22 protein-coding genes and 1 pseudogene are annotated in these 22,647 nt (G+C 68.7%); 11 read left to right on the forward strand and 12 right to left on the reverse strand.

What is annotated here, in order from left to right; translation table 11 throughout:
• Positions 1 to 366: 366 nt before the first annotated feature.
• The 4 genes from AB0J66_RS41020 to AB0J66_RS41035 form a co-directional block, all read right to left on the reverse strand.
• A complete protein-coding gene (locus AB0J66_RS41020) occupies positions 367 to 1,251 on the reverse strand; it encodes a carbohydrate ABC transporter permease (protein WP_364672726.1) in 885 nt (294 codons plus the stop codon).
• Complete coding sequence (locus AB0J66_RS41025) at positions 1,248 to 2,204, reverse strand: sugar ABC transporter permease (RefSeq protein ID WP_364672728.1); 957 nt, start codon at positions 2,202 to 2,204, stop codon at positions 1,248 to 1,250. The genes AB0J66_RS41020 and AB0J66_RS41025 overlap by 4 nt, the downstream gene beginning before the upstream one ends.
• A complete protein-coding gene (locus AB0J66_RS41030) occupies positions 2,204 to 3,571 on the reverse strand; it encodes a sugar ABC transporter substrate-binding protein (RefSeq protein WP_364672730.1) in 1,368 nt (455 codons plus the stop codon). Before AB0J66_RS41030 ends, AB0J66_RS41025 begins: the two co-directional genes overlap by 1 nt.
• A 138-nt stretch (positions 3,572 to 3,709) precedes the next feature.
• The gene (locus AB0J66_RS41035) at positions 3,710 to 3,922 is read right to left on the reverse strand and encodes an RNA-binding S4 domain-containing protein (RefSeq protein ID WP_364672731.1); all 213 of its coding nucleotides are present in this window, start codon (positions 3,920 to 3,922) and stop codon (positions 3,710 to 3,712) included.
• Between the two features lie 81 nt (positions 3,923 to 4,003).
• Between AB0J66_RS41035 and AB0J66_RS41040 the strand changes: the two genes are divergently transcribed.
• Positions 4,004 to 4,834: a DUF1775 domain-containing protein gene (locus tag AB0J66_RS41040; protein ID WP_364672733.1), complete on the forward strand. Its 831-nt coding sequence runs from the start codon at positions 4,004 to 4,006 to the stop codon at positions 4,832 to 4,834.
• Positions 4,835 to 4,983: 149 nt separating this feature from the next.
• Here AB0J66_RS41040 and AB0J66_RS41045 read toward each other — a convergent pair whose 3' ends face one another.
• A complete protein-coding gene (locus AB0J66_RS41045; RefSeq protein WP_364672734.1) occupies positions 4,984 to 5,922 on the reverse strand; it encodes an exopolyphosphatase in 939 nt (312 codons plus the stop codon).
• A gap of 149 nt (positions 5,923 to 6,071) precedes the next feature.
• On the opposite strand from AB0J66_RS41045, the gene zwf reads away from it, so the two are divergent.
• A complete protein-coding gene (gene zwf / locus AB0J66_RS41050) occupies positions 6,072 to 7,565 on the forward strand; it encodes a glucose-6-phosphate dehydrogenase (RefSeq protein WP_364672736.1) in 1,494 nt (497 codons plus the stop codon).
• Here the strand turns inward: zwf and AB0J66_RS41055 are convergent.
• Positions 7,562 to 8,032 (reverse strand): peroxiredoxin, encoded by a 471-nt coding sequence (locus tag AB0J66_RS41055; protein ID WP_364672738.1) that lies wholly within the window; start codon positions 8,030 to 8,032, stop codon positions 7,562 to 7,564. The two genes, zwf and AB0J66_RS41055, sit on opposite strands and share 4 nt — an antisense overlap.
• Positions 8,033 to 8,128: 96 nt before the next feature.
• Between AB0J66_RS41055 and AB0J66_RS41060 the strand changes: the two genes are divergently transcribed.
• The gene (locus tag AB0J66_RS41060) at positions 8,129 to 8,461 is read left to right on the forward strand and encodes an STAS domain-containing protein (protein ID WP_364672740.1); all 333 of its coding nucleotides are present in this window, start codon (positions 8,129 to 8,131) and stop codon (positions 8,459 to 8,461) included.
• A 19-nt stretch (positions 8,462 to 8,480) separates the two neighbouring features.
• Here AB0J66_RS41060 and AB0J66_RS41065 read toward each other — a convergent pair whose 3' ends face one another.
• Positions 8,481 to 10,439, reverse strand: coding sequence for a PPC domain-containing protein (locus AB0J66_RS41065; protein ID WP_364672742.1), 1,959 nt, complete (start codon positions 10,437 to 10,439; stop codon positions 8,481 to 8,483).
• A gap of 139 nt (positions 10,440 to 10,578) precedes the next feature.
• Between AB0J66_RS41065 and AB0J66_RS41070 the strand changes: the two genes are divergently transcribed.
• Positions 10,579 to 11,400, forward strand: coding sequence for a hypothetical protein (locus AB0J66_RS41070; protein WP_364672743.1), 822 nt, complete (start codon positions 10,579 to 10,581; stop codon positions 11,398 to 11,400).
• A gap of 16 nt (positions 11,401 to 11,416) precedes the next feature.
• Here AB0J66_RS41070 and AB0J66_RS41075 read toward each other — a convergent pair whose 3' ends face one another.
• Positions 11,417 to 12,460 carry an ROK family protein gene (locus AB0J66_RS41075; protein WP_364672745.1) on the reverse strand — a complete coding sequence of 348 codons (1,044 nt, stop codon included), beginning with the start codon at positions 12,458 to 12,460 and terminating at the stop codon, positions 11,417 to 11,419.
• A 115-nt stretch (positions 12,461 to 12,575) separates the two neighbouring features.
• On the opposite strand from AB0J66_RS41075, the gene AB0J66_RS41080 reads away from it, so the two are divergent.
• The 4 genes from AB0J66_RS41080 (at position 12,576) to AB0J66_RS41095 (ending at position 17,239) form a co-directional block, all read left to right on the forward strand.
• On the forward strand, positions 12,576 to 14,078 hold the full coding sequence (locus AB0J66_RS41080) for a DUF1800 domain-containing protein (RefSeq protein ID WP_364672747.1): 1,503 nt from the start codon (positions 12,576 to 12,578) through the stop codon (positions 14,076 to 14,078).
• A gap of 2 nt (positions 14,079 to 14,080) precedes the next feature.
• Positions 14,081 to 15,313 (forward strand): DUF1501 domain-containing protein, encoded by a 1,233-nt coding sequence (locus AB0J66_RS41085; protein ID WP_364672748.1) that lies wholly within the window; start codon positions 14,081 to 14,083, stop codon positions 15,311 to 15,313.
• A 95-nt stretch (positions 15,314 to 15,408) separates the two neighbouring features.
• Positions 15,409 to 16,821, forward strand: coding sequence for a DUF2252 domain-containing protein (locus tag AB0J66_RS41090; RefSeq protein ID WP_364672749.1), 1,413 nt, complete (start codon positions 15,409 to 15,411; stop codon positions 16,819 to 16,821).
• 13 nt (positions 16,822 to 16,834) lie between these two features.
• Positions 16,835 to 17,239, forward strand: a complete 405-nt coding sequence (locus tag AB0J66_RS41095) for a pyridoxamine 5'-phosphate oxidase family protein (RefSeq protein ID WP_364672751.1) — start codon at positions 16,835 to 16,837, stop codon at positions 17,237 to 17,239.
• A 368-nt stretch (positions 17,240 to 17,607) separates the two neighbouring features.
• On the opposite strand, the gene AB0J66_RS41100 is transcribed toward AB0J66_RS41095, so the two are convergent.
• The 3 genes from AB0J66_RS41100 to AB0J66_RS41110 all read right to left on the reverse strand — a co-directional run bounded on the left by AB0J66_RS41100 (position 17,608) and on the right by AB0J66_RS41110 (position 19,446).
• Entirely contained in the window at positions 17,608 to 18,036 is a 429-nt protein-coding gene (locus AB0J66_RS41100; protein ID WP_364672752.1) for a pyridoxamine 5'-phosphate oxidase family protein, read from the reverse strand.
• Between the two features lie 143 nt (positions 18,037 to 18,179).
• Positions 18,180 to 18,539 carry a hypothetical protein gene (locus tag AB0J66_RS41105; protein ID WP_364672754.1) on the reverse strand — a complete coding sequence of 120 codons (360 nt, stop codon included), beginning with the start codon at positions 18,537 to 18,539 and terminating at the stop codon, positions 18,180 to 18,182.
• A gap of 94 nt (positions 18,540 to 18,633) precedes the next feature.
• Complete coding sequence (locus AB0J66_RS41110; protein ID WP_364672755.1) at positions 18,634 to 19,446, reverse strand: AraC family transcriptional regulator; 813 nt, start codon at positions 19,444 to 19,446, stop codon at positions 18,634 to 18,636.
• A gap of 31 nt (positions 19,447 to 19,477) precedes the next feature.
• Between AB0J66_RS41110 and AB0J66_RS41115 the strand changes: the two genes are divergently transcribed.
• The 3 genes and pseudogenes from AB0J66_RS41115 (at position 19,478) to AB0J66_RS41125 (ending at position 22,347) form a co-directional block, all read left to right on the forward strand.
• Positions 19,478 to 20,203 carry a siderophore-interacting protein gene (locus tag AB0J66_RS41115; RefSeq protein ID WP_364672756.1) on the forward strand — a complete coding sequence of 242 codons (726 nt, stop codon included), beginning with the start codon at positions 19,478 to 19,480 and terminating at the stop codon, positions 20,201 to 20,203.
• A gap of 65 nt (positions 20,204 to 20,268) precedes the next feature.
• Positions 20,269 to 20,438, forward strand: a pseudogene (locus AB0J66_RS41120) (darcynin family protein).
• A gap of 163 nt (positions 20,439 to 20,601) precedes the next feature.
• The gene (locus AB0J66_RS41125; RefSeq protein WP_364672757.1) at positions 20,602 to 22,347 is read left to right on the forward strand and encodes an alkyl sulfatase dimerization domain-containing protein; all 1,746 of its coding nucleotides are present in this window, start codon (positions 20,602 to 20,604) and stop codon (positions 22,345 to 22,347) included.
• 13 nt (positions 22,348 to 22,360) lie between these two features.
• Here the strand turns inward: AB0J66_RS41125 and AB0J66_RS41130 are convergent, their stop codons facing one another.
• Positions 22,361 to 22,573 (reverse strand): DNA-binding protein, encoded by a 213-nt coding sequence (locus AB0J66_RS41130; protein WP_364672758.1) that lies wholly within the window; start codon positions 22,571 to 22,573, stop codon positions 22,361 to 22,363.
• Between the last annotated feature and the right edge of the window lie 74 nt (positions 22,574 to 22,647).

The raw sequence follows: 22,647 nt of genomic DNA on the forward strand, positions 1-22,647 counted from the left end.
AAGAATTGACGGCGGCCGGCAAGCTGCGACCAGACGCTTCGCAGTGCCCGCTCCTACCACCAGAAAGACGGGTCACAACCGGATCGGATTTCCTTCACCCAGCCGGCGGGCTCGCATCCTCGAACGGACCGGCACGAACAATTCCGCAAAGGGAAACGTCAGCACGGAGCCAGCGTACTCAATCCGGCAGATCCGCGCACTCGCGAGCATTTGGCGCATGGACTCGCGGATTGAGCCAGGCGCCGTTGATCAATGCCGGGCCTGTCGATGTCGGCGCCCACCGCGCCATGGCGCGGACGCCGGGTGGCCGGTCCGCGGGGCGGGCCGGCCACCTTATTTCCGGGGGCGGAGAGGAACGCTTTCCGGCTACTTCACCGAGCCGAGGGACAAGCCCTGGACCAGTTTGTCCTGGGCGGCGAAGCCGGCCACCAGGACCGGGAGGGAGACGACGAAGGCGGCGGCGCACAGCTGGGCCAGGAAGAGGCCCTGGCTGGTGACGAACGAGGTGAGGAAGACGGGGGCGGTCTCGGCGACCGTGGCGGTCAGGACGCGGGCGAAGAGCAGCTCGTTCCAGCTGAAGATGAAGCAGATCAGGGCGGTGGCGGCGATGCCGGGGGTGACGACGGGGGCGATGACCGAGCGCAAGGTCTTGGTCAGGCCGGCGCCGTCCATCTGGGCTGCCTCGAGCATCTCGACCGGGACTTCGGAGAGGAACGAACGCATCATCCAGACGGCGATGGGCAGGTTCATCGAGGTGTAGAAGAGGATCAGCAGCCAGATGTTGTCGAGCAGGCCGCTGTACTGGGCGAACAGGTAGAGCGGGAGCAGGCCGGCCACGACCGGCAGCATCTTGGTGGAGAGGAAGAAGAACAGGACGTCGGTCCACTTCTTCACCGGCTTGATGCTCAGGGCGTACGCCGCTGGAAGGGCCAGCAGGAGCACGATGGCCGTGCTGACGATGCTGGCGGTCAGCGAGTTCAGCAGCGGCGGCCACGGTGAGGCGCCGCCGGAGAAGAACTCGCGGTAGCCCTCCAGGGTGAGGGGGGCGAAGACGGCGGGCGGGTTCTGCGCGGCGTTGGCCTCGGAGTGGAACGAGGTCAACACCATCCAGACCACGGGCAGTACGAAGAGGATGCCGACCACCCAGGCCAGCAGCGACAGCCAGACGTTGGCGCCTTCCTTGCGCTTCTTGACCGGGCGGCCGCGCTCGTCGCGGGTGGCGGGGACCGGGGCGGTGTCGGTGATGCTCATCGGCCTGCCTCCTGCTTGAACAGCGACGAGACCGTACGCAGGGCGAACGTCGCGATGATGATGGTGCCGATGACCACGACGACCGCCGCGGCGGAGGCGCGGCCGTAATCGTGGGCCTGATAGAAGATCTGGTAGATCGTGTAGGGCAGGTTGGCCGTGCCCAGGCCGCCGGAGGTGATGGTGAAGACGGCGTCGAAGTTCTGGACGATGTAGATCGAGCCGAGCAGCGCGCCCAGTTCGAGGTACTGGCGCAGGTGCGGCAGCGTCATGCTGCGGAAGATCTGCCAGTTGTTGGCCCCGTCGATCCGGGCCGCCTCGATCACGTCGAGCGGTCGTCCCTGGAGGCCGGCCAGCAGGATCAGCATCATGAACGGGGTCCACTGCCAGACCAGCGAGAAGATGACCGCCCACAGGGGCATGTTGCTGATCCAGTCCGGCTGGGGCGGGTTGTCCGAGCCGAACAGGCCCCAGATCCAGGTCAGGGCGCCGTTGAACAGGCCGTACTCGGGGTTGTAGAGCGCGTGCTTCCAGATCAGCGCGGCCGCCACCGGCACGACCAGGAACGGCGCGATCATCATGGTGCGGACGGCGCCGCGGCCCCGGAACTTGCGGTCGAGCAGCAGGGCGATGCCCAGGCCGAGGATCAGGCTGATCAGGACGACGCCGACGGTGAGCAGGATCGTCGTCCAGACCGCGTCCCGCATGTTGACGTCGGTGAAGACCCGGGCGAAGTTGTCGAAGCCGGCGAAGCCACGTTCGTCGGGGTAGTACGCGTTCCAGTCCATGAACGAGATGACCAGGGTGGCCACGAACGGCAGCTGGGTCACGATGATCATGAAGATCAGGGCCGGCATGAGCGGGGCGCGGCGGGCCCAGGCCGAGGTGCGCCGCACCGCGCCCGAGGGAGGCCGCCCGGCCGTCCCGACCTGGGATTTCTCGGCGACGGAAGTCATCACTGTCCCTCCTGCCGTGACTGGTACCGCTCGGACACGTCCTCAGCCAGGCGTTGGCCGCGTTTCAGCGCGTCCTCCACACTCATCTGACCGGCGATGGCCGAGCTGACGTACTGCGAGACCTGGGTGCCGAGGTCGGTGAACTCGGGGATGTCGATGAACTGGATGCCGATCGCGGGCCGCGGCTGCACGCCGGGGTTGCGCGGGTCAGCGCTCTCGATGGCCGCCCTGGTCGGCTCGGCGAACGCGGCGGCCACCTTGAGGTAGTCCTGGTTCTCGTAGGTGGAGGCGCGCTTGCCGGCCGGGACGCTGGACCAGCCGACCTGCTGGCCGACCAGTTCCTCGTACTGCTTGCTGGAGGCCCACGAGATGAACTTCCAGGCGTTGTCCTTCTTCTCGCTGGCCTGCTGAATGCTCCACGACCAGGCGTAGAGCCAGCCGGACGACTTGGTCTTCTCGACCGGCGCCGCCACGTACCCGATCTTGCCCTTGACCGGGGAGTCGTCGGCCTCGAGGGAGCCGGCGGCGCTGGTGGCGTCGTACCACATGGCCACGTTGCCCTGGATCAGGTTGTTGAGGCACTCGGTGAAGCCGGCCTGCGGGGCGCCGTTCTCGCCGTGGGCGCGGACCAGGTCGACGTAGAACTTGGTGGCCGCGGTGAACTCGGGCGAGTCGACCTTGGCCGTCCAGTCCTGCTCGAACCAGGTGCCGCCGAACGTGTTGACGACCGTGGTGAGCGGGGCGAAGATCTGGCCCCAGCCGGGCTGGCCGCGCAGGCAGATGCCGCGCATGCCGGGTTGCTTGTTGTCGACCTGGGCGGCGATCTGCGCGACCTGCTGCCACGTGGGGTTGGCCGGCATCTGGACGCCGTTGGCCTCGAGGACATCCTTGCGGAACATCAGGAACGACGACTCGCCGTAGAAGGGCTCGCCGTAGAGCTTGCCGTCGTCGGCGGTCAGCGAGGTCGTCATCGGCTTGAGGATGTCCGCCTGGTTGAACGCGGTGTCCGCGGCCACGTAGTCGTCGAGCGGGGCGATCCACTTCGACTTCGCGTAGATCGGGATCTCGAAGTTGCTGAGCGAGGCGACGTCGTACTGCCCGGCCTGGCTCGAGAACTCCTGGCTGATCTTGTCGCGGACGTCGTTCTCGGGCAGCACGGTGAAGTTGACCGTGATGCCGGTCTGCTTGGTGAAGTTGTCCGCGGTCAGCCGCTGCAGGTCGATCATCTGCGGGTTGTTGACCATCAGGACGTTGATGCTGTCGGCGCCGCCGCCCCCGGCGCCGCCACCCCAGCCCGCGCACCCGGTCAGGGCGAGCGTGACGACGGCCGACGCGGCGAGCAGGGCACGTGCATTTCTGCCTGACATGGGGCCTCCTCGACGAGGCCCGGCGCCCTGTGACGCCGGTAACACACCGGACCTCAGTAGATGCCTGAGATCGACACCATGTCAACCGTTCGTCACGCTCGGTTGGATAAATGGGCATCGACGGATGGCCCGTTTGTCCTATGTCGACGCCACCCGCGCCTCGGCCCCGAGGACCGCCACCACGTCGCCCGGGTGCAGCTGACGGCCTCTGCGGGTGTCCACCTCGCCGTTCACCGTCACGTCACCCGAGGCGATGAGGACCTTGCCCTCTCCCCCGGTGTCGATGAGGTCGGCCAGCTTGAGGAACTGTCCGAGTCTGATCATGTCGCCGTCGATGGGTACGTCTCGCATCCGACCATCATCCCCAAGGGCGTGCCGAAATCTTTGCCGGACTCGTTGAACCTTTCCGGCGTGTGATCCGAACTACCCCTCGTGAGGCCCTTCAACCTGACCCACCTGGCCCGCCGCGCGGGCGTCCCCACCGCCGCCACGCTGCTCGGCGTGCTGATCGCGTCCCCGGCCCTGGCCGACGTGACGGTCTCGCCCGGCTCCGCGCCCCAGGGCGAGGGCGAGAACCTGACCTTCCACGTCACCAACACCGGCACCCAGCCGGTCCACACGATCACGCTGAAGCTGCCGGACGACGCCCCGGTGGCCGAGGTCTATCCGCTCTCGGTCGACAACTGGGGCCCGAAGATCGAGATGAAGGATCTCTCGACCCCGCTGCCGACCATCCACGGCGACACCAAGGCCACCGAGACCGCGTCGTCGATCACCTGGATCGCCATGCCGGGCAAGGACCTGGCGACGGGCCAGGGCACGGACGTACGCGTCGCGATCGGGCCGCTGCCGGCGCTGTCGACGATGCGGTTCACCGTCGTGACCACGTACGCCGACGGCAAGCCCGGCCCGACGATGCCGCCGGTGGATCTCACGCTGACGCCGGGCACCGGAGGTGCCCCGGCCGGGCACAATGCCCACGGCGGCGGTACGGCGGGCACGGGCGCCCCGAGCGACGCCGAGGCGCAGTACTTCGAGCAGACGATCGCCGACGCCGAGCGCGGCCCGTCGATCTGGTCGATCGGCGGCTGGGTCGTGGCCGGCCTGGTGCTGCTCGGCGGCGCGGTGATGATGTTCCGCAACCGGCACCGCGCGACGGAAGAGGACGACGAGCCCGAGGAGCAGGAGCTCGAGGAGAAAGAGCCGGAGAAGGAGCCCGTGACGGCCGGCTCCGGCTCGAGCAAGTGGGCCTACAAGGGCTGACGCACAGACTCCCGCGATGGTGGGCGCGGGAAACCGTCGTGATGACGCGCGTGGGGCGCGGCGCACGACCGGCGAGTGGGGCCGTTGGGCACGGCTCGCGACTCGCGGACGAGGGGTGGGATCTGGCGATCCCACCCCTCGAGCACACGTCAGACCGACACGGTACGGGGACTCCGCAGCGCCTCGATGATCTCCCGCTCGACCCGCGCCGAGTCCTCGTGCGGGACCTGGCAGGTGCCGGCGGCCACGTGTCCCCCGCCGCCGTAGCGCAGCATCACCTCGCCCACGTCGACCGGCGAGGTGCGGTCGAGGATCGACTTCCCGCAGGCGAAGACGGTGTTGAGCTTCTGCCGGCCCCAGATGATGTGCATCGAGACCCGCGACTCCGGGAACAGCGCGTACACCATGAAGCGGTTCCCGGCGTGGATCACCTCCTCCTCCCGCAGGTCGACCACGACCACGTCGCCCTCGAGGTGGCTGACCCGCTTCAGCTGCTCGACGAACAGGTCGTACTGGGCCTGGAAGAGCTCGGCCCGCTCGGCCACGTCGGGCAGGGCCAGGATCGCGTTGACGTCCTGGTGCTCGATGCAGGCGTCGATCAGCTGCATCATCAGCTGGTAGTTGGAGATCCGGAACTCGCGGAACCGGCCCAGACCCGTACGGCTGTCCATCAGGAAGTTCAGCAGGGTCCAGCCGGACGGGTGCAGGATGTCGTCGAGCGCGTAATCGGCCGAGTCGGCCTGGTCCACCGCGCGCATGAGGTCGTCGGCGACCTGGGGGAAGCGCTCGGCCCCGCCGAAGTGCTCGTAGATCACCCGGGCGGCGGACGGCGCGTCCGCGTCGATCACGTGGTTGGCCAGGTTGCCCTCGTTGCGCAGGGTCTCGGAGTGGTGGTGGTCGAAGACCATGTGCGCGCCCGGGGCGTACGGCAGGTTGGTCAGGATGTCGTTCTCGGTGACCTCGACCTCCCCGTCCTGGACGTCCTTGGGGTGGACGAACTTGATCTCGTCGATCATGTCGAGGTGCCGCAGCAGCACCGCGCAGACCAATCCGTCGAAATCGCTGCGGGTCACGAGCCGGTACTTCACGGGATCCCCCTCGGTGGATGCTTCACCCTATTTTGCCACCTTTGTCGGTGTATCCCGCGTCGCATCGAGGGATGGATCTGAACCGCGACGGGTCAACTCTGCGTAGGGTTCTCCCGGAAGGTCCCGACGGTCGAAGGACTCGCAGAATCATGGACAACGCCCCTCAGCTCATCCAGGAGCGCAGCGCTCCCCCCGCCACGCTGGTGATCTTCGGCGCGTCGGGTGACCTGACCCGGCGCAAGCTGCTCCCGGCCGTGGAGAGCCTGGCCCGCCACAACCGCCTGCCCGGCGAGTTCGCCCTGGTCGGCGTCGCGCGCACGCCGATGTCGGACGAGCAGTTCGCGGAGAGCGCACTCGACGGCCGCACCCTGTCCGACAAGACCCAGCTGGCCGGGGGCATCCGGTACGTGGCGGGCGGCTACGACGACCCGGAGACGTACAAGCGCCTGGCCGAGACCCTCGACGAGCTCGACGCCACCCGCGGCACCGCCGGCAGCCGCCTGTTCTACCTCTCGACGCCGGCCGAGGCGTTCGAGCCCGTGATCAACGGGCTGGCCGGGGCCGGGCTCAACCACGCCCGGGAGGGCTCGTTCTCGCGGCTGGTCATCGAGAAGCCGTACGGCCGGGACCTGCCCTCCGCCCGCGAGCTCGACGCTGTCGTGCACGGCGCGTTCGACGAGCACCAGGTCTTCCGCATCGACCACTACCTGGGCAAGGACACCGTCCAGAACGTCCTGGCCCTGCGCTTCGCCAACTCGATCTTCCAGCCGATCTGGGACCGCTCCTGGGTCGACCACGTGCAGATCACGGTGGCCGAGACGCTCGGCGTCGGCACCCGCGGCGGCTTCTACGAGCACGCCGGCGCCATGCGCGACATCGTGCAGAACCACGTGCTCCAGGTGCTCGCGCTCGCCCTCATGGAGCCGCCGGCGTCGTTCGAGGCCGAGGGCCTGCGCAACGAGAAGGCCAAGCTGCTGCAGGCGATCCGGCTGCCCACCAACCGCGACATCGCCGACCTGGCCGTGCGCGGCCAGTACACCCGGGGCGGCACCCGCGAGGAGCTGATGGCCGGCTACCGCGAGGAGACCGGCGTCGACCCGCTGTCGCGGACCGAGACGTACGCGGCCATGCGGCTCAACGTCGACAACTGGCGCTGGGCGGGGGTGCCGTTCTACGTGCGTACCGGCAAGCGCCTGCCGGCCCGGGTGACCGAGGTCGCCCTGCAGTTCCAGCGGCCGCCGCACCTGCCGATCCCGGCCAACCAGCTGACCGACCTCGAGGCGGACGCGCTCATCCTGCGCATCCAGCCCAACGAGGGCATCTCGCTGCGCTTCGGGGCCAAGGTGCCGGGCCACTCGTTCCGGGTCCGCACGGCGAGCATGGACTTCTCGTACGAGCAGACCTTCGCCGAGGAGTCGCCCGAGGCGTACGAGCGCCTGCTGCTCGACGCCCTGGTCGGCGACCCCACGCTGTTCATCCGGGCCGACGAGGTCGAGCAGTCGTGGCGGGTCGTCGACCCGATCATCGAGCACTGGGCCAACGACCACTCGCCGATCCCGACCTACGAGGCGGCCTCCTGGGGCCCGGCCGACGCCGACCGCCTCATCGGCCGCTCCGGCCGCGCCTGGAAGAACAACATCTAGTCCCTGGCTGTACGCGCCGCGAGAGCTTCCAAGGCTCTCGCGGCGTGGTCGTTCATGTTCGTCTCAGAATGGATCACTTCGAGGATCGTCCGGTCGGTGTCGATCACGAACGTCATCCGCTTCGTGCTGAGCGGGCCCAGGGGCAGTTTGCGCTTCACGCCGAGCTTTGTGGCCACGATGTTGTCGGGGTCGCTGAGCAGCGGGTAGTCGAAGTCGTACTTGTCCGAAAATTCCTTTTGTTTCGCGACTTTATCCCGGCTGATGCCGACCCGTTGCGCGTTTATCGACCGGAATTCCGCGGCAAGATCGCGGAAGTTGCAGGCCTCGGCGGTGCAACCGCTGCTGAGCGCGGCCGGGTAGAAGAACAAAACGACCGGCCCGCCGGCGAGCAGGGCGCTCAGCCGGCGCGGCGTCCCGTCCTGGTCCGGCAGCTCGAAGTCCTCGACGAGATCACCTTTGTTGGCCATGGCAACAAGCTACTGCCCGGTAGCCGATTCGGCCATTGCCGCCCTCTCCCCTAGGCTGGGACTTCCATCGAAGCCCCACCGAAAGCGACACCCCCCATGCAGGTCTCGGTCGCGCACTACCCTCCGAACACGGCTGTGCTCGCCCTCCGCGGTTCCCTTGACATCGACACCGCGCCCGCTCTCAAGGCGAACCTCAACCGGCTCGTCGAACGCCCCTCGCCCCGGGTCGTGGTGGACGTGGCCGGCCTCGACTTCTGCGACTCCATGGGGGTCGGCGTGCTGGTCAGCGCGCACGCCCGGGCCTCCGAGCGCGACGGCTGGGTGAGGCTGGCCGCTCCCTCGGGGTTCCTCCGGCGCCTGTTCGACACCCTGGGCCTGACCGACTACCTGGCGCTGTACCCGGACGTGGAGGCCGCTCTCAAGGAGTGACCTCCACGCCCGGTTCGATCTAGCTGGTCACGCCGAAGACGATGCGGCCGAGGGTGTCCTCGGTGCCCACGAAGCCCTCGGCGGGCGAGAAGGCGTCGTCGCCGAAGTCGACGTCGACGTCGTCGGCGGTGCCGCCGACGTTGTCCGGGCCCACGCCGAACAGCGTGGCGAAGCCGGTGCCGCCCGCGTCCTGCAGGTTGGCGACGGTGTTCTGGTTGTCGGTGTGGAAGTCGCCGAAGAAGTGGCCGGCCTCGTGCGAGATCACGTTGCTCAGCGCCTGGGCGACGAAGCGGATCCGGTCGCTCTGCGGTGTGAGGTACGTGTTCAGCGAGGCCGCCGAGTCACCGGCCGGCGCGCTGAGCACGTCCAGCAGCACGAGCGCGGTCTCCTCGGTCTCGAAGTTGCCCGGGTCGATGCTCTGGGCGATGCCGATCGTGTCGACGCCGGACTCCTCGATGGTGCCGCCGACCACGACCCGGCTGACGTTCGCCTTGCCCCAGACGTCGGCGTTGTCCTTGCTGTCGGCGATCTTGATCTTGAAGCGGCTGTTCAGGCCGCTCTGCTCGAGATCGGTCTTGATGTTCTCGGTCACCCCGGCCACGACGGCGTCGATCACCGCGTCCTCGTCCGCCCGGGTCAGGCCCCAGCTGGTCAGGAACGCCGAGAAGGCCGTCAGGTCGCGGTTGCCCGGCCCGCCGAAGACGCCGGTGTTCACCCGCGCTCCGTCGAAGTCCAGGTAGAGCGTCTGCACCGGCTTGGCCCCCTGCAGGACCGGCCGATAGGCCTCGACCGTGATGTCGTACGCGCCGGAGCCGCTGGCCACGCCGACGTAGTGCCAGCCGGCCTTGGTCGCCACGTAGTCGGTGACCGCGTTGCCACCGGCCGGCAGCGGCGAGTCGACCGGGTAGATGTACGACGCGTCCTGGTCGGAGCCGTGCACCTCGCGCGGCACCGTGTCGTACACGGTCAGGTAGGTCGCCGAGCCCTTGACCGAGGCGCCGACGACGTCGCCCGCCTTGAGCTTGACCGCGAAGAAGTCCTGGTCGACCCCGCCCGAGGTCAAAGTCAGGGTGTACGGGCCCTCGGTGGGCGGCGTCGGGTCGCCGATCCCGCCGCCGCTGCCGGAGTCGAACGGATCGGCCGTCAGACCGCCGTACGCGGCCACCGCCAGGTAGAAGTCGCCGGCGGTGGTCACCCGGTAGCTGATCCGGCTGTCCAGCCCGGTGAAGTCGTCGTTGGTGGCGAGCAGGGTGCCGTCGGCCGCGAACAGCTGGAGCACGGTGTCCAGCGGCCCGGTCGGGGTGGCGGTGGAGAGGGTCAGCACCTTCCCGGCCGTCGCGGTGATCTTGTAGAAGTCGAAGTCGTTGCTGCCGTCACCGGTCTGACGCCCGTGCGGGCCGTCGCCGATCTCCGAGCTGATGGTGGCGCCGCTGCGGCCGGCGCCGATGCCGGTGTCCCCGGCCAGCGGGATCGAGCCGTTGTCCTCGGGCGGCGCGGCCACGGTGGGCGTGGTCACGGCCTCGTTGTCCAGGCTGCCGAGGATGCGGATGTTCGGGTACTGCCCGGAACCCGTACCGTAGCCGTTGATCCGCTGGGCGTTGACCGGGATGTCGTTGGCCCCGGAGGTGCCGTCGATCTCGTCCTCGTCGACCACCACGGCCGGGGTGGCGGCCTTGGCCGAGGAAGCCGCGAGGGACTTCGATCGCTGCTGCTGTTTGGCTTTGGACTGGGTCTTGAGATAGTTGGCCCAGCCCGAGTAGTCGACCGCGGCCGCGTCGGTCACCTCGGCCAGGTACGGGTTCACGCCCTTGGGCTTGGCCCCATAAGGCGCCTTGGGCACGATCCCGACGCCCGCCGCAAGCGAGGCCTTGTCAGCCGCGGACAGGTCGTCGGGCTTCGGTTCGGCTTGGGCCGCCCCCGGCGTGATGAGCGCCAGGCCGAGCGCGGTCGCGGACAGGGCGGCGATGCTTCGTCGCATTCAGTTCCCCCTTCAGCGCCTCCATGACCCCCGTCACGGATGGCCTTCAGGACGTTACTGAAGACGACGATCAATATCTATGCGTGTCGATAACCCTTAACAGACGTGTCGACAGCACGGACCCCCACGGTGTCACCGCATGACTACCGTGAAGAGCATGTGCGTCACCGATTTCTGGGGCGACTGGTGGGACGCTGTGGCCTTGTGGCGCACAGGCGCCGAGATGAATTCCGCAGTGCTTTGCGGCTATAACATCGTATGGTGGGGCAGATTGGGAAAATTGTTCCAATTCGCCGCCGGCATGACCGTCATCCTCGATCTCGCGGGGCCGACGCGTTTGAAGAACGTCGGCGAGCACGCCAAGGAAAGGCTGACGCGCATATCCCTGCGCGCGCTACCTTCCCGAGTGCGCAAGCAGTTCTCCTCAGCGCAAAGGACGGTGGTATGGCTGGCCGCCGCGCCCGCATGGCTTTTCGGATTCGGCCTGCCGTTCTATTGGATGCAGGTCACCGTCCTGAAGTGGGACAGGGAATTCGCATTCTGGGGTGCTTTGATCATTGCGGCGTCCGTAGTCCTGGCCCTGATTCCGCGCGTCGGCTGGCTGCTGAGCGCGGCCGGGCTCCTGACGGTCTACGCCGCAGGCTATGTCAAGTTCGGATTACCTGACTACGAGAGGATGTCATGGTGGGAGAAGGGATTGCTCACCAACGAGGGCAGTGACTATCTGATTTTGATCGGTGCGCTGATAGCAATAGCGGCCGGCGTAGTGACTTTCGTCGCGCTGGCGGCATCCCTCGTCATCGCTCTCAGTCTGATTTCATCGCTATATCTGGCGACAGTCATCGGCGCCAGCAAAGGATTGGAGTGGACTCTCAACAACGCAAATCCGGGCCACGCGCTGCGATATGCGGCGTTCGCCATGTTCGTTGTCGGCTTCCACTTCGACCTTTTGGCGTCCTGACGACGGACTTACAGACCTATGCTCCCCTCACCGACTCCAGCGCCGCGACCGCCGCGCCGCGGGCGCCGGCCATGTCGAGGTCGGCGACCAGGGCGAACTGGGCGGCGGCCTGCTGCTCGGCTCGCAGCTCGGTGCTCTCGCGGACGGCGTTGAGGAACCACTGCCGGAAGCGCGGCGCGGCCTCCACGACGCCACCACCCAGCAGGTACGCGTCGGGGTCGGTGAAGTTGGCGGCGATGGTGAACAGCTTGCCGATCGCCTTGGCCTGCTGACCGAACACCGCCAGGGCCAGCGGGTCGTCCTTCTCGCCGTAGCCGCGCAGCAGCTTGGCCGCCTTGGGGATGGGCTCGGACGCCAGGGGGTGGTCGGGGAACTTGGTCAGCCAGTACGGCAGCAGGTTCTTCTTGATGCCGGTGAGCGAGGCGAGACTCTCCACATCGCCCTCGAAGCCGCAGTTGCATTGAGGCACCGGCTGGTCGTCCTCGAGCACGCCGTGCAGCGGGATCTGCACGTGGCCGAGCTCGCCCGCCATGCCGGCCGCGCCGCTGACCACCTTGCCGTTCTCGACCACGCCGCCGCCCAGCCCGGTGCCGACGATCGCGGCCACCGAGGACTTGGCCATGGCTTCCGCGCCGAACAGGCGATAGTGCGCATACAGGGCGGCCGCATTGGCGTCGTTGGCGTAGAACACCGGCAGGCCGATGCGGGCCTCGAGGGCGCCCCGGATGTCGAAGCCGTGCCACGACTTCTGGTTGAAGTTGGTCGAGCCCTTGGACGAGATCACACCGGTGGCGCTGGCCGGGCCCGGCGTGTCCAGCCCGACCGCGCGGACCAGGGTCAGCGGGGTGCTGGTGAGCTCGAGGATGTTGTGGAAGGCCTCGGCCAGCGCCTCGATGGCCGATTCCGGTCCCTCGGTCACCAGACTGGGGTTCTCCACCAGATGGTCGACGAGATATTGACCTGTCGCATCCAGCACGGTGGCGTTGTTGCAGGTCCCGCCGTTGTCGAGACCGACGACGACCCAGGAGGACGGGGTGCGTACCGATTCAGCCTGATCCACAGGGCTGAGCGTACGTCCGACTCGTGCCGCGCGGTACGGGTGCGGGCGGATTGCGGGTGCGTTAGTCACGGTTGCAGTCGCGACTCGGGGGTCCGTACGGGCCGAAGGGCTTGGCATGACGACCCGACGCACGCTTCTCGCCGCCGGTGCCGCCACCGCAGTTGTCGCTGCCATGCCGGCCTCTGCGTCCGCTGCTCCCTCCGCCTCTCCCCTCCTCGGCGACGACCAGATCGCGCACCTGCTCCGGCGCGCCTCCTTCGGCCCGACCGCGACCTCGCTGGCCGAGGCCCGCAAGCTGGGCGTCGACGGCTGGCTCGACCAGCAGCTCACCCCCGAGAAGATCAGCGACAGCGCCTGCGACGGCCTGATCGCGCGGCTGCCGCTGGCCGGCGCCTCCATCGCCACCGTCCGGGCCAAGCTGGCCAAGCACTCGTACGACGGCTTCAAGCAGCTGGGCCGGGCCGCCGTGGCCCGCGCCGCGTGGAGCAACCGGCAGCTGTTCGAGAGCACGGTCGCCTTCTGGGCCAACCACCTGCACGTCACCGCCCCGTCGAGCGGCGTCTGGGACAGCCGCATGGACTACGACACCCAGGTGCTGCGCAAGCACGCGTTCGGGCGCTTCGCGGACATGCTCAAGGCGTCGATGCGCCACCCGGCCATGCTGACGTTCCTCGACAACCGCAGCTCGACCAAGGCCAACCCGAACGAGAACTACGCCCGCGAGCTGATGGAGCTGCACACCGTCGGCCTGATCTACACCGAGGCCGACGTGGCCGCGGCCGCCCGGCTGTTGACCGGACTGACGGTCAACGCTGGTGGCACTTACGTCTACGACGGCGCCAAGCACGTCACCGGCGCGGTCGAGATCATCGGCTTCAAGCACGCCAACGCGACCGCGGGCGGCGGCGAGGCGGCCGCCCTGGCCTTCGCCGACCACCTGGCCCGGCACCCGGCCACCGCGCAGCGCATCGCGGTCAAGCTGTGCCAGCGCTTCGTGGCCGACGAGGCTCCCGCCTCGCTGGTGACCAAGCTGACCAAGGTCTACCTCGACAACGACACGGCGATCAAGCCGGTGCTGCGGGCCCTGTTCACCTCGCCCGAGTTCGCCGCGTCGATCGGCGCCAAGACCCGCACGCCGTTCGAGGACCTGATCGCCTCGATCCGCGCGCTGGGTCTCGGCCCCGAGGCGTCGGGCGTCAAGGCGCTCGACGCGCTCTACAACGCCACGGTCAACGCCGGGAACGCGCCGTTCCGCTGGGCCCCGCCCAACGGCTATCCCGACGTGGCCGCGGCCTGGTCCTCGCCCTCCGGCTTCCTGCTCAAGTGCAACAACCACCTCAACCTGGCCGCCGGGTGGTACCCCAGCCAGCTCACCCGCCCCGCCGACCTGCTCAAGTCGCTCGTGCCCACCCTGCCCGCGACCTACGGCGCCCTGGTCGACGCCCTGGCCGTACGCCTCGTCGGCGCCAAGCTCCCGGCCGCGCACACGGCCGCCGTGCTCAGCGTCGCGGGCAAGCTGCCGACCAGTCCTCTGACCGCGTCCGACAAGTCGCTCGCGGGCCACGCGCCGTACCTGATCGCGCTGGTCCTCGACTCGCCCTCCTTCCAGCTGAGGTGAAGATGTTCGACTTCGACTGCCGTGAGAAGCAGGTCCGCCGCCGCACCCTGCTCGGGGGCGCCCTCGCGGGCGTCGCCGTGGCCGGCGTGTCCACCACGATGGCCTACGCCGCGCCCGGCTACACCGGGGACACGCTGGTCGTGCTCTCCCTGCGGGGCGGGTTCGACGGGCTGTCGGCCATCGTGCCGATCGGCGACGCCGACTACTACAAGGCCCGGCCCTCCATCGGCGTGCCCAAGAGCCAGGTCATCGCCGGCGACGGCACGTTCGGCCTGCACCCGGCCCTGGCCCCGCTGCTGCCGCTGTGGCAGGGCGGCAAGCTGGCCGCGGTGCACGCGGTCGGGCAGCCCAACCCGACCCGGTCCCACTTCGCCGCCATGGACGCGATGGAGAACGCGGCGCCCGGCACGTCGATCCGTACCGGCTGGCTCGACCGCATGCTCGGCGTGACCGGCGCCTCCGGCCCTCTGGCCGGCGTCTCGATCGGCAATGCCATGCCCCACCGGCTGTACGCGGGCGCGACGCCGGACGTCTCGATGGCCTCGGTCGACGCCTTCACGCTGGCCGGCGAATCGGCCAAGCGGCCCCGGGCGGCGGCGCTGCGGGCCATGTACGCCGACGCGCCGGCCGCGCTGGCCGGACAGGCCCTCGCCGCCGACCGTGCGCTGACCGCGACGACGTCCCTGCGCGCAACCGCGTACACCCCGGCTGCCACCTACCCGGCCACCGAGCTCGGCGCCGCGCTGAAGGACGTGGCCCGGCTCATCAAGGCCAAGGTCGGCCTGGCCACGGCCACGGTCGACTGCGGCGACTGGGACATGCACGAGGGCCTCGGCACCGGGGTCAAGGGCCAGCGGATGTACGACAACCTGACCGACCTCGCGCTGGCCCTGGCCGCCTTCACGGCCGACCTCGGCGACGAGGGCATGAAGTCGGTGACCCTGCTGACGGTCAGCGAGTTCGGTCGCCGGGTGGCCGAGAACGGGTCCCACGGCGTCGACCACGGCCACGGCAACGCGATGCTGGTGCTGGGTGGCGGCGTACGGGGTGGGAAGGTCTTCACGAAGTGGCCCGGCCTGTCCCCCGGCGCCCTGGTCGCGGGCGACCTGGCCGCGACCACCGACTACCGCTCGGTGATCGGCGAGATCCTGCAGAAGCGCTGCGGGGTCGGCTCGCTGGCGCCGGTCTTCCCGGACGTGGCGCCGTCATCCTTCGGGCTGACCCTGGCCCGCTGATTCGACTGACGTTTCCGTGGACGTCACCTTCTGGTCGCCCGGACGGGTTGTGCTGGGTGAGTGTGCGATTCCCGGCCCCTCTAGGCTGGCCAGTGATGCAACAGGGTAACGGGCACGTCGTGGTGGACGTGGCACAAGACGACGGCTTCATGTCGCTGCGGCGGCCGGCCCGGCCGCGCGCCGAGCGCTACGACCTGGGCCGCTCGCTACGCGAACGGGCCCACCGCTCGGAGATGGCCTTCTGGACGCCGCCACCCGGCCGCCCCGACCCGGTCGACCAGATCATCACGGCCAACCAGGGCCGCCAGCCCTGGCTGATCCCGGTCCGGGTGGGCCGGATGATCTCCTCGCCGTACGCCTACCTGCGCGGCTCGGCCAACGTGATGGCCGACGACTTCGCCGCCCTGCCCTCCACCGGTATCACCCCGGTCATCTGCGGCGACGCCCACCTGGGCAACTTCGGCTTCTACGCGTCGCCGGAACGCGAGCTGGTCTTCGACCTCAACGACTTCGACGAGGCCCACCCGGGCGCCTGGGAATGGGATCTCCGGCGGCTCGCAGTCAGCGTGTACGTGGCCGGCCGGCAGAACGGCTTCCGCGAAAGCGCGTGCGCCGCAGCGGTCGAACACTGCGTCGAGGAATATCAACTGCAGATCGCCCACCTGGCCGAGCAGCCGCTGCTGGCCCGCTCCTTCGCCCAGCTCGACGTGGACAAGCTGCGCTCGGCGGCGACCCGGGACAGCTTCCGAGCCGAGATCGAACGGGCGGCCCGCCGAGCCCGGCGCCGCACCAGCGACCGCGCGCTGCCCCGCTTCACCGAGAGGCACGACGGGACGGCCCGGCTCGTCGAGGAACCGCCGCTGATCACCCGGCCCAGCGACCAGGAACGCGAACTGCTCGCAGAGGCGCTGGACGGCTACTTGAACTCGCTGCCGCCGCACTGGGCGCGCATCCTGGCCGGCTACCGCATCGTGGACATCGCGCACAAGGTCGTGGGAGTCGGGTCGGTGGGCTTACGCGCGTACGTCGCCCTGTGTGAAGGTTCGAGCCCCGACGACGTGGTCTTCTTGCAGCTCAAACAGGCCCGAAGGTCGGTCATCGCCCGCCACCAGCACGGCGACGCGGCCTGGCACAGACATCAAGGGCAGCGGGTGGTCGAGTACCAGCAGGCGCTGCAGACGGTGTCTGACCCGCTGTTGGGCTGGACGACGGTCGGGGACACACAGTTCTACGTGCGGCAGTTCCGCGACATGAAAGGCGCGATCGTCGTCGAAGGCATCGACGCGGGGGCGCTCGCGGACTACGCCGGGATCTGCGGCTACCTGCTGGCAAAGTCACACGCCCGCACAAGTGGCGCATCGATGATCGCGGGGTACATCGGCGGCAGCGGAAAACTGGCCGAGGCGATGTGCCGCTTCTCGCGCGCCTACGCCGACCAGGTGGAAAGCGACCACGCGGCGTTGTCCGCGGCGGTCCGGCAAGGCCGGCTTCCGGCCGAGACAGTGTGAGAGAGGGTTCCCGTTGAGCGGGCGCGTGTCCCTGGACAACCAGGAATTGCTGGACTTCTGGACCGAGCGGCACCTGTGCACGCTGACCACGCTGCGAGCGGACGGGTCACCGCACGTGGTGGCGGTGGGGGCGACGCTGGACCCGGCGAACGGGCTGGCCCGGGTGATCTCGTCGTCGATCTCCGCCCACGTGAAGCACGTCCGGGGCGGGCAGCAGCGGGTGGCGATCTGCCAGGTGGAGGGGCCCCGCTGGACGACCGTCGAAGGGTTGGCCGTCGTCCGCGACGAGCCGGATGCGGTGTCGGAGGCGGAGAAGCGCTATGCGGTCCGCTACCGGACGCCGCGGCCCAATCCGCAGCGGGTGGTCATCGAGGTCTCGATCACGAAGATTTTGGGGTCCAGCCGGTTCACCGCTTAGGCCGCTGCCTGTCAGGGTGCTCGGCGGTTCTGTCACGGCCGTAGGTTGGGCTTTCTTACTCGGGGGACGGCTGTGCGGATGGGGTGACCACTCGCGGCTGACTGGGGAGCGTTTTATGCCGCGAGTGGTCACCCCATCCCCACAGCCTTGCCTGGTGTCAGGTGGCGGTCACGAGGTTGGTCACCGGCCTGTGAGTGCGCGGCGCGGGAGGCGCGGTCCCCTCGCGGTGGGGATCGGTCGGTGTTCGCTGCCGCGCTGTGGTCGGGGCCGCAGATTCAGTCACGCAGGCCCCGCTGGGTGGTGGGCTGGTCGGCCATTCCAGGCCGGTCGCGCGGGATCGGTGGTCATGCCGACCACGGGCATGTCATTCACCATTCTGGTCCGAGGTCCGACGACAGCCAGCGTTCGGGACGCATGTGGATGATGACTTGGGCGCCTATGTGCGTCCGTTCGAAGTCCAAGTACTCTTCCACCCTCGCGGCCGGGATGTAGCGCTGTGCCAGTTCCCGCGACCGTTCAGGTGAACCCGGCTCGATGCGCACCACTGGTCCTCGCACCGATACGTACCTGGTCGTCGGAGCACTGCGTTGCACCATCAAGCCGAAGTCGCCCACCCTGCGGATCGCCTGGGTCTTACGCGCCTCCGGCCCCGTGGCAATCCATAACTCGCCACCTGGCTCGTACTGGTACCAGATCGGGACAGTCAGCGGCGCCTGATCAGGCTGCTCGACCACCGACAGGGCGCCGATGTGCGGCTCGGCCAGAAACGTCTCGCGTTCCTCTCTCGACAATGTCATGGCCCGGACGCTACGCCCGGGGTCTGACAGAAACCCCGGTCAGGCGCCGCTTGATGAGCGGCACCAGCACGGGTTGAGTAGCAAGCTGATCGGCTCGGCCAGCCAGGGGACTCCGGGAGGATATTCGGCGCAGCACCGTGCTGTCAGTGGTTCGGGGTGCGCAGCACGGTGTCGAGCTGCCCGTCGCGGTCTGTGTCGAGGTAGGTGAGCTCGGGCACCCCGTCACCGTCGAGGTCGAGCTGCACCACGTCGGCTATGCCGTCACCGTCGAGGTCGGTGACCACCTCAATCGATCCATCCGAGCGGCGGCTGACAATCGAGTTGGCGGTGGTGGCGCCCCGGCCTGCCGATCCGGGGATGGGCGGCGATTCAGGCGCGGAGGAGGGTAGGGGGCCGGGCCGGCTGGCGTACGCCCCGACCGGGCCTTCGGTGCCGGCCGGATCGATCTCCTCCTCAGAGGGGTAGACGTCGCCGTGCCAGGCGGGATCAGGGTATGTACTCATCTCCTCGAGGTTCCCTGACGGAGCCGGCGGTAACCGTCGGCGCAGGATGAAGCACAACGCTGTGGCGAGCACCGCGCCGGCTCCTACGCACCGCTCATGCGGAGAAGGGTTCTGCACCGTCTCGCTTCACCCCGGGCTGGGGCTTGGCGGTGAGGTAGGTACCAGGCGTCTGGCCGGTTGCCCGATGGAAGACCGCGATGAATGCGCTCGTCTTTCGGTAGCCGACCTGCCGGGCCGTGACCCCGACTGGCGTGCCCGTCGAGAGCTTTTGGATCGCGGCGCGGATCCGCACCCGGGTGCGCCACTCGGCGAAGCTCAGGCCCGTCTCGGAACGGAACAGTCGGGTCAGCGTCCGTACGCTGGCGTGGGCGAGGTCGGCCCAGTCTGCCAGTTCCCGCTGGTCGGACGGGTCCGTCAGGAGCCGTTCGGCGATTGTCCGCAGGCGCTGGTCGGTGGGGATCGTGATCGCGATGTCGTGGGCCGGGCACGGGGTGATCAGGCGGAGCATCAGCGACTCGGCCGCCGGCCGGGTTGGATCGGCTGGGTCCGCGTCGAGGACGTAGGCCAGTAGCTCGCGCAGCAGCGGGGTCACCCGTACCCCCGTGACCGAGGTCCAGGTGATGGGGCACCGCCCGGGGTCCATGGCCATGAGACCGCCCTCGCCGGGATGCCGGACGGCGCCCGCGTGCGGGACGTGGGCGGGGATCCAGATCCCGTATCCGGGCGGCAGCAGCCAGTCGCGGGACTCGGTCGTCACCGTTACCGTCGCGGTGGTCGTCCACAGGAACTCGGGTCCGTCGTGGGTGTGGGTCTCGCGGATGTCCGGCTGCTCGTTGTCGTACGACGATCCGCGCTCGATCGTGAGGATCGGCGAGCTGGCCGGTGCGGGGTATTGAATGTCTCCCATGCGCATTCAGGTCACCCTAGCGTCGGGACCCATGATCACTGAGTCCCCGAAGAGGGGGATCGCCGACCGGCTCCTGATGCTGCGTCACGTCACTGCGACCGAGGTCGAGCGGCTTCGGCCGAGGATCCTGCGAGTACGGCTCGGCGGCCCGCGGATCTCGCAGGTCAGGCCGGGTCAGCACATCCGGGTGAAGGTCCGCGAGGACGGCATGGTGCTGCGCACCTACACGGTCGCCGACGTCAACATCCGCGAGCAATGGCTCGACCTGTGGATCTACCAACCGAGCGACGAGAGCACCCCCGGCCTGGACTGGAGCCGTACCGTCGCCGCGGGCGATCCCGTGACGTTCATGGGTCCTTCCGGCCGCTTCGTGGTCCAGCCGGACGCGCCTTACCACCTCGTCGCCGGCGAGGAGACCGCACAGGTCGCTTTCGCCGCGATCCTCGGCGCGGCAAAGCCTGACGCGGGCGTGCACGGAGTTGTCGAGGTGGCCACCCCGGATGAGCGTGTCGACTTTCCCCGGGCCGGCGAGCTCACCTGGACCTACCGCGGTGACGCCCCGGCAGCGGAGTCGGCCGGCCTGCTCGAAGCGGTCCGCGCGCTGCCCCTCCCGTCCGTCCCGGGCGTGGCGTATCTCGCCGGGGAGGCCAAGACCATCGCTGCCATCCGGACCCACTTGGTCGCCGAGCGACGCTGGCCGCGCCGCTCGGTGCTCACGAAACCGTTCTGGACACCCGGCCGCAAGGGCCTCGACTAGAGCCCCGACAGGACGTACGTTGGCGCTACTTTGACACCGAGTTCTACACGGCCTGCGTAACCGACATCTGGGTCTGGAGGCCCGCGACCACGAGGCTTTCCAATTGGTCGTCGAGGCGTTGCGCGAGACGCCGTTCCGGGACCACTACCTCGAGATCGCCGAAATCCTGGTAGGCGTCGAGAACGGCTACGCCAAGCACTACGGCGCCGACATCCCGACAACCGTCAACGCCTGAGCATCGCCGACCCGGCCTGCCGGCCCTCATCCGTTCAGGGTGAGGTGCGTTGCGAGGCTGGTCGTAAGCATCGGGGCTGAGCCGTTTGCCTAGGTTGGGAGACGCGATCGTGCCTGCGGATTTGAACGACCGCGCCGATTTTGACGACGCTGAGCGAGGGCTGGTGGCGCGTCTCGAACCTGGGGTGATCAAGGCGGCGGACGGGCGCGTGGTCTATGACGCCGACATCTACGCCGCGGCTACGGCTGGGGACTGCCCGGGGACGGTTGATCCGAGTCTGTGGCGGCAGAGTCAGCTGACGGCGATCCAGGGTCTGTTCGAGGTGACCGAGGGCATCTACCAGCTGCGCGGTATCGACCTGTCGAACATGACCATCGTCGAGGGCGATGCCGGCGTGATCGTGATCGATCCGGCCGTGTCGGCCGAGGTGTCGGCGGCGGGGCTGGCGCTCTACCGGGAGCATCGCGGCGATCGGCCCGTACGGGCGGTGATCTACACGCACTCGCACATCGATCACTTCGGCGGCGTGCTCGGCGTGGTCGACGCGGACACCGACGTGCCGATCGTTGCGCCGGCCGGGTTCCTTGAGCATGCGGTGTCGGAGAACGTCTACGCCGGAACCGCGATGTTGCGCCGCGGGATGTACCACACCGGGATGGCTCTGCCGGTGAGCGCGACCGGCACGCTCGGTGTCGGGCTCGGCCCGGGGACGTCGATGGGCGCGGTCGGCCTGATCGCCCCCACCCTGGACATCACCCACACCGGGCAGGAGGAGACCCTCGACGGCGTACGGATCGTTTTCCAGATCACGCCCGGGACCGAGGCGCCGGCCGAGATGAACTTCCACTTTCCCCAGCGGCGTGCCCTGTGCCTGGCCGAGAACGTCACCCACAACCTGCACAACGTGCTCACGTTGCGCGGCGCCGAGGTGCGCGACGCGCGTGGCTGGTCCCGCTACATCAGCGAGGCCATCGAGTTGTTCACCGACGAGAGCGACGTGGCGTTCGCCTCGCACCACTGGCCGACCTGGGGCTCGGACAACGTCGTCACCCTGATGCGGCAACAGCGCGATCTGTACGCGTTCCTGCACGACCAGACCCTGCGGCTGATGAACCAGGGCTATGTCGGCAGCGAGATCGCCGAGATGATCGAGATGCCACCTGAGCTGGACGCGGCCTGGCACACCCACGGCTACTACGGCTCGGTCAGCCACAACGTCAAGGCGATCTACCAGCGCTACCTCGGCTGGTACGACGGCAACCCGGCCCACCTCTGGCAGCACCCGCCGGAGGCCGCCGCCGTCCGCTACGTCGAGGTCATCGGCGGCATCGACGTCACCGTGGCCCGGGCCCGGGAGTACGCCGACTCCGGCGACCTCCGCTTCGCCGCCGAGCTCGCCAGCCACGCCGTGTTCGCCGACCCCGCCCACCCGGGTGCCAAGACGCTGCTCGGCGAGGTGCTCACCCGCCTCGGCCACGGAGCGGAATGCGGCACCTGGCGTAACAACTTCCTCACCGGCGCGCAGGAGCTCGATGGACCGGTCACGGCCGCCCAGGTCAGCTCGGCGGGAATGGTCACCGCCCTGACCGTCACCCAGCTCTTCGACAGTCTGGCCATCCGCATCGACGGCAAACGCGCCTGGGACACCAACGCCTCGATCCGGTGGCATTTCACCGACACCGGCGAGACCTACCGGATGGAGCTGTCCAACGGCGTCCTCACCCACCACCCGACCAAACGGAACCGGGACGCCGACCTCACGATCACGCTGACCAAGCCGCAACTGCTGGGCCTGCTCGCCGGCGCGGGCCCCAACGGCGTACAGCTCGAGGGTGACCCGAAGACCTTCAGCATGATCGCCGACCTCACCGACCAGCCCGACCCCAGCTTCACGATCGTCACTCCGTAACGGCGCTGCGACGCTACGAGCGAGGCTTGTCGAGCAGGTCGGGGCGGTAGCGCTTGATCCAGGCTTCGACGTCGTCCCGGTGCCACACCTTGCCGGCTTCCAGGTGGGCGACCGGCTCGGGGAAGTTGCGGTGGCTCGTGATCTGGTACACGCGCTGCCTGCTCAGCTGGGGATCCAGGCGCATCCTGATCTCGTGGGCACCCATGAGGGGCAGTTTCCTCGCCATGTCGCAGACTGTAGACGTACGCCAACTAGACGCAAGCCCGGACCTGAGCCGTCGATGTGGGGTCTGTGGCACAG

This window comes from Actinoplanes sp. NPDC049598 (genome assembly GCF_040675435.1).
Taxonomy (GTDB): domain Bacteria; phylum Actinomycetota; class Actinomycetes; order Mycobacteriales; family Micromonosporaceae; genus Actinoplanes.